This window comes from Bacillus sp. GbtcB10 (assembly GCF_019091365.1).
Lineage (GTDB): Bacteria > Bacillota > Bacilli > Bacillales > Bacillaceae > Bacillus > Bacillus altitudinis.
In genome coordinates this window covers 697,542-712,305 of sequence record NZ_JAGXJP010000001.1, presented here as the reverse complement: position 1 = coordinate 712,305, position 14,764 = coordinate 697,542, and the positions used below count along the sequence as shown (strand labels likewise).

At 41.8% G+C, this 14,764-nt stretch carries 16 protein-coding genes; all 16 read right to left on the bottom strand.

All coding sequences use genetic code 11. The features are described from left to right. Positions 1-152: 152 nt before the first annotated feature. The 16 genes from KVT11_RS03860 to acpP all read right to left on the bottom strand — a co-directional run bounded on the left by KVT11_RS03860 (position 153) and on the right by acpP (position 14,696). Positions 153-428: a FlhB-like flagellar biosynthesis protein gene (locus KVT11_RS03860; protein WP_008344827.1), complete on the bottom strand. Its 276-nt coding sequence runs from the start codon at positions 426-428 to the stop codon at positions 153-155. Then, complete coding sequence (locus tag KVT11_RS03855) at positions 425-2,158, bottom strand: glycosyltransferase (protein WP_116306852.1); 1,734 nt, start codon at positions 2,156-2,158, stop codon at positions 425-427. Before KVT11_RS03855 ends, KVT11_RS03860 begins: the two co-directional genes overlap by 4 nt. A gap of 28 nt (positions 2,159-2,186) precedes the next feature. Then, positions 2,187-2,951: a ribonuclease HII gene (locus KVT11_RS03850; RefSeq protein ID WP_116306850.1), complete on the bottom strand. Its 765-nt coding sequence runs from the start codon at positions 2,949-2,951 to the stop codon at positions 2,187-2,189. Between the two features lie 76 nt (positions 2,952-3,027). Further along, positions 3,028-3,876, bottom strand: a complete 849-nt coding sequence (ylqF, locus tag KVT11_RS03845) for a ribosome biogenesis GTPase YlqF (RefSeq protein ID WP_007499632.1) — start codon at positions 3,874-3,876, stop codon at positions 3,028-3,030. A gap of 90 nt (positions 3,877-3,966) precedes the next feature. Next, positions 3,967-4,314: a 50S ribosomal protein L19 gene (rplS, locus tag KVT11_RS03840; protein WP_008344834.1), complete on the bottom strand. Its 348-nt coding sequence runs from the start codon at positions 4,312-4,314 to the stop codon at positions 3,967-3,969. A gap of 137 nt (positions 4,315-4,451) precedes the next feature. Then, entirely contained in the window at positions 4,452-5,186 is a 735-nt protein-coding gene (gene trmD / locus KVT11_RS03835) for a tRNA (guanosine(37)-N1)-methyltransferase TrmD (protein ID WP_007499635.1), read from the bottom strand. Next, entirely contained in the window at positions 5,183-5,707 is a 525-nt protein-coding gene (gene rimM / locus KVT11_RS03830; protein WP_008344836.1) for a ribosome maturation factor RimM, read from the bottom strand. Before rimM ends, trmD begins: the two co-directional genes overlap by 4 nt. An 8-nt stretch (positions 5,708-5,715) precedes the next feature. Next, on the bottom strand, positions 5,716-6,102 hold the full coding sequence (locus KVT11_RS03825; RefSeq protein ID WP_008344839.1) for a YlqD family protein: 387 nt from the start codon (positions 6,100-6,102) through the stop codon (positions 5,716-5,718). Between the two features lie 103 nt (positions 6,103-6,205). Continuing rightward, a complete protein-coding gene (locus KVT11_RS03820) occupies positions 6,206-6,451 on the bottom strand; it encodes a KH domain-containing protein (RefSeq protein WP_012009937.1) in 246 nt (81 codons plus the stop codon). Next, a complete protein-coding gene (gene rpsP, locus KVT11_RS03815; RefSeq protein WP_008344841.1) occupies positions 6,451-6,723 on the bottom strand; it encodes a 30S ribosomal protein S16 in 273 nt (90 codons plus the stop codon). The genes KVT11_RS03820 and rpsP overlap by 1 nt, the downstream gene beginning before the upstream one ends. 105 nt (positions 6,724-6,828) lie before the next feature. After that, positions 6,829-8,172, bottom strand: a complete 1,344-nt coding sequence (gene ffh / locus KVT11_RS03810; protein WP_008344842.1) for a signal recognition particle protein — start codon at positions 8,170-8,172, stop codon at positions 6,829-6,831. Between the two features lie 13 nt (positions 8,173-8,185). Next, on the bottom strand, positions 8,186-8,518 hold the full coding sequence (locus tag KVT11_RS03805) for a putative DNA-binding protein (protein WP_008344844.1): 333 nt from the start codon (positions 8,516-8,518) through the stop codon (positions 8,186-8,188). Positions 8,519-8,860: 342 nt separating this feature from the next. After that, positions 8,861-9,847, bottom strand: a complete 987-nt coding sequence (gene ftsY, locus KVT11_RS03800; RefSeq protein ID WP_007499644.1) for a signal recognition particle-docking protein FtsY — start codon at positions 9,845-9,847, stop codon at positions 8,861-8,863. A gap of 21 nt (positions 9,848-9,868) precedes the next feature. Next, entirely contained in the window at positions 9,869-13,429 is a 3,561-nt protein-coding gene (gene smc, locus KVT11_RS03795; RefSeq protein WP_116306848.1) for a chromosome segregation protein SMC, read from the bottom strand. Between the two features lie 105 nt (positions 13,430-13,534). Continuing rightward, positions 13,535-14,278, bottom strand: a complete 744-nt coding sequence (gene rnc / locus KVT11_RS03790; protein ID WP_017367233.1) for a ribonuclease III — start codon at positions 14,276-14,278, stop codon at positions 13,535-13,537. 184 nt (positions 14,279-14,462) lie between these two features. Beyond that, entirely contained in the window at positions 14,463-14,696 is a 234-nt protein-coding gene (gene acpP, locus KVT11_RS03785) for an acyl carrier protein (RefSeq protein WP_003212028.1), read from the bottom strand. Between the last annotated feature and the right edge of the window lie 68 nt (positions 14,697-14,764).

Genomic DNA, 14,764 nt, shown 5'->3' with positions numbered 1-14,764 from the left:
AAACAAAAATTATAAAATAGACTGCGCTTTCATTTTAAAGAATAAAAAAGAGAATGTCTAGGGTTCTATGTAAAATCGTAAAATCCTTCTAAACATTCAAACTTTTATTTTATTAAAAATATAAATTTTTCAGTCAAAACACTTATTTTACCTTATTTTTTCATTTTTTGATCCAATCGATAGATAAATGAAAATATTTCTGCTACAGTATCGTATAACGCTTCTGGGATTTCCTCATCGAGCGTTAAATGGCGCATCAGTTCTACTAAATTACGGTCTTCTTGGATAGGAACTCCAGCTTTTTGAGCTTCTTCAATAATATGATCAGCCACATAGCCGCTGCCTGTTGCAACGACTTTTGGCGCTTTTTGTTTTTCTTCATCATAGTGTAGAGCGACCGCTCTTCTAAGCGGTTTTGAATCTTTCATACTCGTAAGTCCAGCCCTTTCTCGCTGATTTTATGAAAGTGTTCATCTAGAAAGTCAGACGGATCAATTGGCTCTTCTCTCTTTTTCGCTGTAATCCCCGTTAAACTATACCCTAGGGCATTTAAATTCTCTCGAACAGCTGGAATCATTGGATTAATGGTCCCTTGCAGTTCGTGAGCCGTCTCGACTGTAATTGACATTACTTTTTGCTGAATCGTACAGTCTATTAACGTTTCTTCTAAGTTCTCCATGTTTAAATAAAACATTAAACGGCACTGAGAAATATCAATAGAGCCATCTTTTTTCTTATGCCCTTTTAGAATAAAGGTTAAATCTTGAACACTATGTTTTGAAAAAAGAGGGTAAGAAACCATCATTTGACTAACTGTTTGGTTTTCCTGATGTACTAGTAATTGCCCATTTAATCTATGGAATAATTGATCCACTTCTTTTTTTACGGGTTCCGGAACATCAGCTTGCCTTGCATCATTTAAAACCAACTTTAATTGGTGAAGCTCTTGGCTTTTGACATCTTGGCTGCCCTTTTCCAGTAATTTCAGCATCCCAATTTCATCTCGTACACCTATCGCTTTTTTCATCGTCATCAGTAAATCGAGTACATCGGTTTTATTGCTTAATGCTGGTTCAGTCTGCTGAATGACCTTTACCAATGCGTTCGCCTCTGTTTTTGAAAGAAACGGAAATTCTTTTTGAAGCACGGCTGCCTTTGCGTCAGCCTGTGGCCCTGCCTGCTGGACTGCTTGAACCAGTGATGTGAGTTGTTTTACATCAAGCTGCTGCTGTCCGTCTGTGCCTTGCTTTGTGATGCTTGTCAGAATGCGTTCTATTTGCTGAAGCGGGAGCTGTTTTGGACTTAATAATTGCTGCACGCTGTTCTGATTCACTGTATCCACCTGTCGCCCTTGTATAACGGCGGGCTGGCTCTGCTTTGTTTGCTGAGCCGGATTGACATGAGGCTGCACCTGCTGCAAGCTTTCTCCTTGCTTCGTTTGACCTTCTTTTGCTCCTAGAAGCACCGATAAGAGCTTTTCTGCATGAACAGTTGTCTCAGCATTTACAACCGTACGAACGGCCCGTGTAAGAGCCTGTGTGGCTTCTGATTGCTTCGGAAGCTGTGTTAATCGATCTAGCAGTGCTGTCACATCCTGATGAAGTGCAGAGGGGGATTTCATCGCTAATATTGATTGGAGCACTCCTTGCTGAATCGGCAAATCTTTCTTTAAAGCAAAAAGAAGTGCTTGCAGACCTTTTTTGATATCCGCGCCTTGAAGTTGTTCAATCCATTTTACTGCCGTTTTTAACTCTGCTTCGTTGATGACCGGTTTTTCTTTTAAAAAGGCTGTAGCTGTTAACATTTGTTCAAGTCCATTTTTAAGCGACAGACCTTCTAGTAGTTTAGCTGCGGCATCCTTTAATGTTTTAGGATCTTGGTCAAATTGCTGAACAGGTCTTAATTTACTCAGACTGCCTCCACCTTCTTGTTCTAATTGGAACCAGTAGAAAGAATCGGCTTTTAGCTGAGCCGCTAGCTGCGCTTTGATTTTGGTCGAACCTATTTGAACAAGTGCTGTATCATCCCCGAGCATTTTCAGTACTTTGCCGAGAATGAGCCGGTGAATATTTTCCTTTCCTTCCGTGTTAAGCGGAACAGATTCTGCCGTATTCAGCCGACTATTCAGTGCAGTATGTATATCTTCAACTCTTGTCATCACAGGCAGCCTCCTTGTATCAAAATATTTATGAAATAACAGATTTCACTGGTGCAAATGATAACCGGTGGATAGGTGTGGCGCCATGTGTTTGAATGGCAGCCAGGTGCTCTTTCGTTCCATACCCTTTATGTTTTTCAAATTGATACTCAGGGTACTGGCGTCCATACTCTTCCATCATTTTGTCCCTTGTCACTTTGGCAATACATGCACCAGCTGCGATGGATGCGCTTTTAGCATCTCCTTTGATGATATTCTCCTGGTGAGTAGGAAGCGGGAGCGTCATCGCATCTATGAGTAGATAATCAGGTGTGTGAGTGAGCTGCTTTACAGCCTTCACCATCGCCAGTCTTGATGCTTCGTATATATTCATTTCGTCAATCGTTGCCGCATCAACAATGCCGATGCCGATGTCGAGCGCTTCCTTTTGAATGAGCTCATAATAGGTCATTCTTTTTTTCTCAGATAGCTGTTTTGAATCATTTAAACCGAGTAGGATGGTATCCTCTTTTAATATCACAGCTGCCGCAACAACTGGACCAGCGAGTGGTCCTCTTCCTGCTTCATCTATGCCTGCAATATAAGTGTATCCTTGCGCTCTTGCTTTGGTTTCAAATTGCAGCATTTGCTTCCATGCTGCATGCAGTTCTTGCTGCTTTTCTCTCTCTTTGTTCCATTTGTCCATCAGTTTCTGGACACTTTTTCTTGTATCGTCTTTCAATAGTTCACGAATGTATGACTCGTCGTCAGCATGTTGTTCTATTAATTCTTTTATTTGTTTGACCGTGTACATTGGCTTTTCCGCAGCCTCCTTCTTTATATCGGCAGTTTTTCGCAAAAAATAAAGACCCGCATGAGCTGCGTGTCTTTTAGCTTTCAGGCTTCTCAAAAGTGAGGGGACCAAATTTTTCCGTCCGAATATCCCGAATAATGATTTCGGTCGTTTTGTCGTAATTAATGAATCCTCCACTCATCAGACAGCCGCGTTTTGTGCCAATGGCATCAAACAGCTCAACTGTATCTTCAGGTATTTCTGCTAGATCATAGCGTTTTTTTAACCGCTCTGGATAGTGCTCTTCTAAAAAGCGGAGCGCATACACAGCGACATCCTGCAAGTTGATGATTGAGTCTTTAATCGCTCCAGTGACGGCCAGCCTAAGACCTACTTGTTCATCTTCAAATTTCGGCCAGAGAATTCCGGGGGTATCGAGCAGTTCAAGTTCTTTTCCGACCTTCACCCATTGCTGTGACGTCGTAATACCAGGTCGATCTCCTGTTTTCGCAATATTTTTCTTTGCCAACCGATTGATCAGCGTTGATTTGCCGACATTGGGAATTCCGATAATCAAAGCTCGAATGGCACGCGGCTTAACACCTTTTGCTTTCATTCGATCAAACTTTTCTTTTAAGATTTCTTTTGATGTCGTAATGATTTGATTTAATCCTTGTCCATCGACAGAATTAATGGCAAGTGACCGTACACCTTGCGCTTCAAAGTGTGCCTGCCACTCTTTTGTCATACGAGGATCTGCTTTATCTGCTTTGTTCAAAAGCATAATTTTCGGTTTGTTTTGGAGGATTTCTTCAATCATTGGGTTTCTAGAGGACATCGGAATTCTTGCATCGGTTAATTCAAATACGATGTCGATGAGCTTTAATTTTTCTGTGACTTCCCGTCTTGCTTTTGCCATATGGCCTGGAAACCATTGAATTGTCATATGTGCACCTTCTCTCTTCTAACGGTTGTCTCTATACATTGTACAAAAAAAGAGCCTGTTACAGGTAACAAGCTCTTTCCTTTGATATCATTATCGTCTGATTTCTTTGATACGAGCCGCTTTACCGCGAAGTTCACGTAGGTAGTAAAGTTTCGCACGACGTACCTTACCGTGACGTACAACTTCGATCTTAGCGATTTTTGGTGTGTGTACAGGGAATGTACGCTCAACGCCTACACCGTAAGAGATCTTACGAACTGTGAAAGTTTCGCTGATTCCACCACCACGACGCTTAATTACAACACCTTCAAAGATCTGGATACGCTCACGAGTACCCTCGACAACTTTCACGTGTACACGTAAAGTGTCACCAGGACGGAACGCAGGAAGATCAGTGCGTAATTGTTCTTTTGTGATTTCTTCAATCAATTGTTGCATCGTTTTCAACTCCTTCCAACAGATGCTCATGTCCTCTTTCTTCATTGCAGCGGAACATCGTTTTCAAACTTGAATCGGCAAGCCGTCCAAGTCACAAGTAGTATCATACCACACCTGTATACCTTGTGCAATACAATCTAGTCATTATGAAGCTGCCAAAGCCATCTTTTTTCTTCATCCGTTAATGTTTTGCAAGAATCGATCAAATCTGGCCGTCTTGTATAGGTTCGCTTCAACGATTCTTTACGCCGCCACTCTTCAATTTTGGCATGATTTCCAGAGAGAAGCACATCTGGTACTTTCAATCCTTTATAATCAGCTGGTCTTGTATAGTGCGGATGCTCAAGCAGACCTGTACTAAATGAATCTTCGATATGAGACGCTTCTTTTCCAAGCACATGAGGCAAAAGCCTGACCACACTGTCTGCAATCATCATCGCCGGCAGCTCTCCGCCTGTGAGAACGAAATCCCCGATTGAGATTTCATCTGTGACAAGATGCTCCCTGATGCGCTCATCGTAGCCTTCATAGTGGCCGCAAATGAACATAAGATGCTCTTCTTTTGCAAGCTCTTCTGCTTTCTTTTGTGTATATCTTTCTCCTTGAGGACAGACAAGAATAATGCGGGGCTTCTTGTTTGCTTTTTTCGTTAAATCTTCTACCGCATCAAATACAGGCTGTGCTTTCAGAACCATGCCAGCACCGCCGCCATACGGATAGTCATCCACTGTTTTATGTTTATGATCGGAATACTCCCTAAAATTCACGACATCAAATGAGACCGCATCTTTTTCCTGAGCTTTTTTTAAGATCGATGAGTGAAGCACTCCTTCAAACATTTCAGGAAACAGTGTTAAAAAGTCAATTTTCATTCGTCAATGAGTCCTTCCATCACTTCAATGTGTACTTTCTTGGATGAAATATCAACTGTTTTGACGACAGATGGAATATAAGGGATGAGGGCATCTTTTTTGCCTTTTCTTCCAACCACCCATACATCATTTGCCCCTGGCGTTAAAACTTCTTTGATTTGACCAATCAGTTTGTCCTCTTCATCATATACTTCACAGCCGATGATTTCGTGGAAATAGAATTCCCCTTCATCTAATGAACCAAGATGTTCTTTTTCTACTTTTAAAATCGACTCTTTTAATTGCTCAGCTTCATTTAACGAGCCGACTTCTTCAAATGTCAGTAAATCAAATTGTTTGTGCTGTCTATGTGATGCGACAGTCACTTTTAGCGGTTCTTTTTGATTTTGTTTGAAAATATAAAGGACGCTGCCTTTTTTGTAGCGTTCTTCTGGGAAATCAGTCTTTGACACAACACGTACTTCTCCGCGCACTCCATGTGTATTGACGATCTTTCCGACATTCAACCATTCTAGCTCCATGTTCTCAATCACCCCTGACGTATTTCCACAATGGTGCCGTCTTTCACGACGATGACATTGTCTTGCATTTTGTCATCCCATTTATCACCTATTTTTACTTCAATCAGCGCATCCACTTCTGTTTCTTTCATTTCACTGCCAAGAGGCAAGATATGCAGCTGCTCGACTTGAAAGTCAATTTGCCTCATTTTCTCTTGTCTTTTTTCAATGGCTTTTTGAAATTGAGGGATGGCTTCTTGCTGATGTGGTTCTTTTTCATGCTTTTTGAGTTGAAAATATAGTTGATTGCACTCACGTTCTAGTCTTTCTTTTTTCTCCAAAAAAGTCGTTAACAGTTTGTCCTTACTGCTTTCAGTTAATACTTGCATAACGGTGACATGTTGAATGATCTGCATCTTCCTTTTTGTCCCCCTATCCGAAGGCATTTGTCCTCTACAGTATAACGAAAAATAGATTTAAACGTGTAAAAAAAGGGGAGGTCCTAAGCCCTCTCCCTTTTTAGTCAGCAATCTCAAGTTGAACTTTCTTAGAAGACTCTGCACTTGCTGCAAACATGACTGTTCGTATCGCTTTAGCTGTACGCCCCTGCTTTCCGATCACTTTTCCGGTATCTTCAGCATTGACAGACAGTGTGTAAATGACCTGCTCATCTTTTTCTAATGAAGATACGTGAATATCTTCAGGGAAATCAACAAGTGGCTCGACGATGGACACAATCAATTCTTCCAAGGACAGCTCATTCATTATTTGCTGTTTTTCGCATTATGAAATTTTTCAAGAATTCCTTGGCTTGAGAAAAGGTTACGAACTGTATCAGATGGTTTCGCACCATTTTGAAGCCATTTAAGCGCTAATTCTTCGTTGATTTTCACCTCAGCTGGTGATACCACTGGGTTGTAAGTTCCAACTGTTTCGATGAAACGACCGTCACGTGGTGAACGAGAATCTGCTACAACAATACGATAGAAAGGAGATTTTTTTGCTCCCATACGTTTTAAACGAATTTTTACTGCCATTTTACTAGCACCTCCGAAAATATTTCAACAAGATAGTATATTAACAATGATAAAAGGGTTTGTAAAGTGTTTTTTCTTAACAACGGTTTTATCATGTATAACCAATTACATAAATGGTAATTTAAAGCCGCCTTTTTTCTTTCCTTTGGACATGTTGGTCATTTGCTTCATCATCTTTTTCATTTCGTCAAATTGTTTTAAAAGGCGATTGACTTCCTGTACAGATGTTCCGCTTCCTTTTGCAATCCGTTTTCTGCGGCTTGCATTTATGACCTCTGGCTGTTCTTTTTCTTCGGTCGTCATTGATTTAATAATCGCTTCGATGTGATTGAGCTGCTTTTCGTCTACTTGGACGTTTTTGAGCCCTTTCATTTTACCGGCTCCCGGCATCATTTGAATCAGTTCATCAAGTGGACCCATGTTGCGAACCTGCCCAAGCTGCTCGAGGAAATCATCGAGCGTGAAGCTCATTGTCCGCATTTTTTGTTCAAGCTCTTTCGCTTTATCTTGGTCAACGTTTGCTTGTGCTTTTTCAATAAGCGTGAGCACATCTCCCATGCCAAGAATTCTCGATGCCATCCGCTCCGGGTGGAATGGTTCAATTGCATCAAGCTTTTCACCTAGTGCGGCGAATTTAATCGGCGTATTTGTGACTGCACGAATTGAAAGTGCTGCCCCGCCTCGCGTATCACCGTCTAGTTTTGTCAGAACGACACCTGTTAAACCAAGCTGTTCATTAAAGCTTTTTGCGACATTGACAGCATCTTGACCAGTCATCGAGTCAACAACGAGGAAAATCTCTTCTGGATTTGCGACTTCTTTTACTTTCTGAAGTTCATCCATTAAGTCTTCATCAATATGAAGACGTCCTGCTGTATCTAAAATGACATAATCATGATGTTCTTCTTTCGCTTTTTCAATTGCCTGTTTGGCAATTTCGACAGGACTAACTTGATCACCTAATGAGAATACGGGCATATCAAGCTGTTTCCCAAGCGTTTGAAGCTGCTGGATCGCTGCTGGTCTGTAAATATCAGCGGCCACCATCATCGGCTTGCGATTATGTTTTTTGCGAAGTAAGTTGGCAAGCTTTCCAGTTGTGGTCGTTTTACCTGCCCCTTGAAGACCAACCATCATAATGACAGTTGGAGATTTTTTCGCTACAGCGATTTTACTCTCTTCCCCGCCCATTAATTCAGTGAGTTCTTCTTTTACAACTTTAATGACCTGTTGTCCTGGGGTAAGACTTTGCATGACCTCTTGTCCAACTGCCCGCTCGCTTACTTTTTTCACAAAGTCTTTGACTACTTTAAAATTGACGTCAGCTTCAAGAAGGGCAAGGCGTACCTCGCGCATCATTTCTTTTACATCTTGCTCTGACACTTTTCCTTTGCCGCGGATTTTTGAAATCGTCTGCTGCAGTCGGTCGGCTAATCCTTCAAATGCCATACTGTGCCGCCTCCTAATCTAATTTCTCAAGCGATTCAATTAAAGCTTCTGCTTCTTCCTTTTGCGCGGAATCTGCTACAAGCTCTCTCATTTTTGTGAGAAGTTCTTTACGCTCTTTAAATTTCTTAAACAAGAGCAGCTTTTCTTCATATTGTTCAAGCATCGCTTCAGTCCGTTTAATATTATCATAAACAGCCTGTCTTGATACTTCATATTCATCCGCAATTTCACCGAGGGAAAAATCGTCTAGGTAGTAAAGCGACATGTAGCTCTTTTGTTTTGCGGTCAACAACGATTGATAGAAATCAAACAAGTAGTTCATTCTCGTTGTCTTTTCAAGCGTCATGGGCTCTCTCCCCTTTGTTAAGTTCATTCCCTTTACAACAACTAAGTTTACACGGTTCTGATCTATGTGTCAAGTTTTTATCTTGTCACTTCCTGCGGCGATATATAAATAAAAATGCCGGCAATTTTGCCGACATCCCCAGATTGTTGACAAAGGGCTAAAATGAACTTGATTTTAGCACTTTGTCTTCTTTTCAGCGTGATAGAAAACCTTTGCAGTCTAGGAAGGACGAGTACTGGCGCGGAGCGAATTTATCATTCGTGAGCACCAGCACGCAGGACTGACAAAGAATGCGAGGGTTTGTCTACACGCTGAATGCCGGCAGTTTTGTCGGCATCTTGATTAGTCTTCTTGATCAATGATGTCTGAGAATAATCCGTACACATACGATTCAGCATCGAACTCTTGCAGATCGTCTACTTTTTCACCTAATCCGACAAGTTTTACAGGGATGTTGAGCTCATTGCGAATGGCAAGAACAATCCCGCCTTTTGCAGTACCGTCAAGCTTTGTTAAAGCGATACCTGTCACGTTTGTTGCTTTAGAAAATTCCTTCGCTTGCGCCATCGCATTTTGACCCGTTGTCGCATCAAGGGCAAGCAGTACTTCATGCGGTGCATCGGGCACTTCGCGTTCAATGACTCTCTTGACCTTCTCCAGCTCTTTCATCAAGTTGACTTTATTTTGCAGTCTGCCTGCTGTATCACAGATCAGGACATCTGCTTTTTTGGCTTTAGCTGATTGAACGGCATCATAGATGACCGCTGCCGGGTCAGAGCCTGCTGTTTGTTTAACGACAGGAACACCAGAGCGCTCGCCCCATACTTCAAGCTGCTCAATCGCCCCCGCACGGAACGTATCACCTGCTGCTAAAATGACGGATTTCCCTTCATTTTTCAGCTTGTTTGCCAGCTTACCAATGGTTGTGGTTTTACCGACACCGTTCACGCCTACGAATAAAATAATATTTAAACGGCCGTCTTCAATGTTCAGTTCAGAGATTTGTTCCTCACCGCTATTGTAAATCTCCACGAGTTTTTCAGAGATGACTGCTTGTACTTCACTTGGGTCTTGAATGTTTCTTAATTTCACTTCTTTTTTCAGCTCATCAATCAGTTCCATCACAGTCGTGAAACCAACATCAGCACCGATTAACACTTCTTCTAGTTCTTCAAAAAAGTCTTCATCCACTTTACGATAGCGAGAAATGAGTTCATTTACTTTTCCCTGAAACGAATTTCTCGTTTTTTCAAGTCCATCTTTAAACTTTTCTGATACTGAATCGGTTTGCTGCGTAAATTTTTCTTTTAATTTCTTAAAAAAGCTCATTGGTTCAAAAACCTCCTTTAATTACTGGACAAGCTCTTTCGTTTCCTCTAGTTTGACAGATACCAGTTTTGAGACACCTGACTCCTGCATCGTGACACCGTACAGAACATCTGCTTCTTCCATGGTTCCTTTTCGGTGTGTAATCACAATGAACTGTGTTTCTTGGCTATATTTCTTTAAATACTGGGCAAAGCGGAACACATTCGCTTCATCAAGCGCTGCTTCTACCTCATCTAGCACACAGAATGGAACAGGTCTCACTTTTAAGATCGAGAATAATAAAGCGATGGCTGTTAATGCTCTTTCTCCGCCTGAAAGCAGGCTTAGATTTTGCAGCTTTTTCCCCGGCGGCTGCGCCACAATATCGACGCCTGAGTTTAGTAAATCGTTTGGATCTGTCAACTTAAGGTCTGCTCTTCCTCCGCCAAATAATGCTTGGAAAACAGATTCAAAATGCCCGCGGATTTGAGAGAATGTCTCAGAGAAACGTTTCGTCATCTCCTGATCCATTTCTTCAATGACTTGGAATAACGTATTTTTCGCTTCTGTCAGATCATTGCGCTGTTCAGTTAAGAAGAGAAAACGTTCATTCACACGTTCATACTCGTCAATACTGCCTAAGTTCACTGTTCCAAGCTCTTCAATGGCTAGTTTGATCAATTTCACGCGTTTTCTTGCTTCATCCGGCGATAGCGTCAGATGATACATTTCTTTTGCTCCTTCAAACGAAAGGGCATACTCTTCGTTTAAATAGGCGATGAGGTTATCAAGTTCAACTTCCATGCGGCCAAGCTTGATTTCTTCATCTTTTAAGCTTGTCGTGAGCTGTTTATACAGGCGTTTTTGCTCTTTTAGTTCACGTTCTGCGAATTCTAATGTTTCAGAAAGAGCCAGGCGCTGTTTGCGTCGCTCTGAGATAAGCGCTGTCGTTTTGTTTTTATGTTCCAGTTTCTCTTTTGCCGCTTCTTCCAGTTGTTCGGCGCCGCTTGAGCTGGATGACATTTCACTTGTTAAGAGGGACAAATCTTCTTTTGTTTCCGTCAGCGTCTTTTCAGCCTCTTCTAATTCAGCCGTTAAGCTCGATAGTTTTTCTTGTTCATTCGCTAAAGACTGCTCTTTTTTGGCAAGCGAGATTTTCAGCTCTGTTAATTCGGAAGAAATGGTTTCTTTCGTTGAGCTTTGGGTCTGCTTCCGTTTTGTTAACGTGTTGATCTCTTCGTCAAGAGAGGTCAGTTTCTCACCTATAGATGTTTCAAGGGCTGCCTGCTCTTTGTCCTTGCTCGCAAGTTCGCTAGAGCGCTGCTGCAACTCTTCTTTTTCTTGATCATAGAGCTCTAGATGAGCGTTAATATTTTTTTCCGCTACTTGCAGTTCATATAATGTCCCTTTTAACTCTTGCTGCTTTTCTCGAAGAATTTCGCCGCGCTGACGCAGTTCATTTAATTGGACTTCGCTTGCGGCAATCGATTGCTTCGTTTCTTTTGTTTCTTTTTCAAGGATCGTTGTTTTTTCTTCCATTTCAACGAGCTGCTTTGTTAATGTTTCAATCTCTCGGGTTCTGGAGAGGAGGGAATTGTTCTTTTTCTTTACGCCGCCCCCAGTCATTGAACCGCCTGGGTTCACCACGTCCCCATCAAGGGTCACGATGCGATAACGATGTCCAAGCATTTTCGCCAGCTCATTGGCACCTTTTAAGTCTTGAACAATCAGGACCGTTCCAAGCAAATTCTGTATGACTTTTTCATACTTTTCGTCAAAGGAAACGAGCTGACTCGCTACGCCGATAAATGCGTCATGCTGCTCAGCTGTTTGAATATCTCTAAACTGAATGGTTCGTTCTTTGATGACGTTCATCGGCAGGAAGGTCGCACGCCCAAAGGAATGCTGCTTTAAGTATCCAATGGCCTGTCTGGCAGCCGCTTCATTTTCAGTAACGACATGCTGCGTGGCTGCGCCAAGTGCAATTTCAATCGCTGTTTCATGTTGCTGCTCTGTTTGAATCAGCTCTGCAATCGCCCCGTGAATACCGCCTAACCGGTCCTTTGCCTTTAAAACCTCTTTTACTCCTTGGAAAAAACCTGAGAAGTCTTCCTGCATCGATTCAAGCATTTCTTTTTTAGATTTTGCCTGCTGTACATATTGATAGGCTTGGTAAAGAGCCGTTTCTTTTTTCTCGTATTGACGCTTCATCTGCTCTAGCTTTTGTTCCGCTTCTCTAAAGCGTTTCACCTGAGCCAAAATGTCTTCTTCTCGTTCTGAAAGTTGCTGCTCGGCTTCTGTTTTCTTTCCCTTCACAGACACCCGTTCTTCGATATGTTTCTGATTATTTTGCGTTAACCGCTCTAGCTGCAAGGCTGCTTGGCGCTGCTGCTCTTCTAGTAATGTACGTTCGTTTCGGATAGAAGCTTGCTCGTTTAATAGGTCAAAATAATCGCTTTTCAGCTGTTCAATTTGCCCTTCCACATCTTCACTATGAAGAGACAGCTGATGCTGTTTTGTTTTCACTTCATCTTTTAGCTGCTGCACTTCTGTTTGCAGGCTGTCACGTGTGACTTTCTGCTGTTCAATCTTTTTCGTTAACAACGACTGTTTTTCGGTTAAACGCACGAGCGTGTCTTCTAGCTGCCCTTGGTTAGCGGCCGCATTTTTTTTCCGTTCTTTTAGAACTTCTTTTTTCCCTTCAAGCTTTTCTAGTTCTTCACTTGTGAAAAGGAGGACTTCTTGGAGGTCATGAATCGAATCGTCAAGCGCCTGAATACGGTCTCTCGATTCTTCGATTTTGGCTTCCTTCGCTTGAATGTCTGTGGACTGCTTCATTTCATCTTGTTTGAACCGCTCGACAGCTTCACCAAGTGTTGTCCATTTTTTGTGCAGTGCTTCAATATCATGGACGGTGAGAGCAATTTCTACATTTTCAAGTTCTTCTTTCTTTTGCAGATAGTCTTTTGCGATAGATGCCTGCATTCTTAGTGGTTCTACTTGATCTTCTAGTTCATGCAGAATATCTTCCACCCGGTTTAAGTTGTCCTGCGTTTCAAACAGTTTATTCTCGGCTTTTTTCTTTCTTGTTTTATATTTCAGGACACCAGCTGCTTCTTCAAAGATGCTACGTCTTTCTTCAGCTTTACTCGATAGAATCTCTTCTACCTTACCTTGGCTGATGATCGAAAAAGCTTCTTTTCCAAGACCTGAATCCATGAAAAGATCAATAATATCCTTTAAGCGGACAGATTGATTGTTAATGAGAAATTCACTTTCTCCAGAACGATAGACTCTTCTTGTCACACTGACTTCGTGAAAATCGATCGGCAAAAAGTGATCTTCGTTATCGAGCGTTAATGTCACTTCTGCTAAGTTGACTCGTTTTCTTGAGTCACTTCCTGCAAAAATGATGTCTTCCATTTTTCCTCCGCGGAGGCTTTTTGCTGATTGCTCTCCAAGTACCCAGCGGATCGCATCAGTAATATTACTTTTGCCGCTTCCGTTTGGTCCAACAACAGCTGTAACCCCTTTGACAAAGTCTACGGTCACCCGCTGTGCGAAAGATTTGAATCCTATCACGTCTAAACGTTTGAGGAACATGAGAGTGATCCTCCTTATGTATTTAAAGTACTATTATCTTACCATATGAACTGAAAAAAGATGATGGAAAACAGAGTGAAATCCCCCTGAATCACGAGGGGGATTTTATTGGTTCATATGATGTTTCTGTAATTTAGCAAGTGCTTCCTGTGCAGCATGCTGTTCCGCTTCTTTTTTTGAACGACCATTTCCAATTCCGAGCACTTCTCCTCTAAGGGATACATTGGCTTCAAATTCCCGGTTATGTGCTGGACCTTTTTCATGCAGGATTCGGTATTCAAGTACACCTTTTCCATCTCGCTGAACAAATTCTTGAAGCTGGCTTTTAAAGTCCATGACATGTGAGAATGCCCCGTCATTAATTTTCGGGTATACATAGGCTTCTAGGAATCGTTCAACAGGCTCAAGTCCTTGATCTAAATAAAGCGCTCCGATAAACGCCTCAAATACGTCTGCTAAGAGTGCTGGGCGTTTTCTGCCGCCTGTCATTTCTTCCCCTTTTCCTAAAAGAACAAGGTCTCCAAAGGACAGCTCATGTGCTAATGACACAAGTGATGGCTCACATACGATCGCCGCTCTCAGTTTTGTTAAATCTCCCTCGCTCATGGCTGGGTACTTTGCAAATAAGAACTGTGAGATCGTCAACTCTAAAACAGCGTCCCCTAAAAATTCAAGTCTTTCATTATCCTCATAAGGTTTTTTACGATGCTCATTCACATAAGAGGAATGTGTAAAGGCTTGATAGAGTAGTTTTTCATTTTTAAAGTGTACAGAAATGCGCTGCTGAAATTCTCTGAATTGCTCTAGTTTTTTGCTCTGTTTCTGTTTGTCTTTATAGTGTTTTGGCATAGCAACCTCCAGGTAGGCGTCATCGCCTTTAAGGATACTGATTATATGGAGTCTCTCTTTCTACATGCAAGGAAACCGTGTTCCTTAGCATCTGAAAAAGGCTGACAATTGATCAGCTGAATATGTTGAAACTAACATAAATTTTCAAAGTCCCGCCATGAAAATAGACGGGACTTTGTTACGCTTATTGCTGGCTATTTATGTAGTTCACAGCGTCACCGACTGTTGCAATTTTTTCAGCATCTTCGTCAGAAATTTCCATATCGAACTCATCTTCAAGTTCCATAACTAGCTCAACTACATCAAGGGAATCAGCGCCTAAATCTTCTTTAAATGAAGCTTCCATTTTCACGTCAGCCTCATCAACGCCAAGGCGGTCTACAATAATTTTTGATACACGCTCTAATACGTCTGCCATTGCCTTTCACCTCCCCTCAAAGTATTATAGTTGATTCGTTTTTAAAAAACTAGAGAAAACGTAACGAA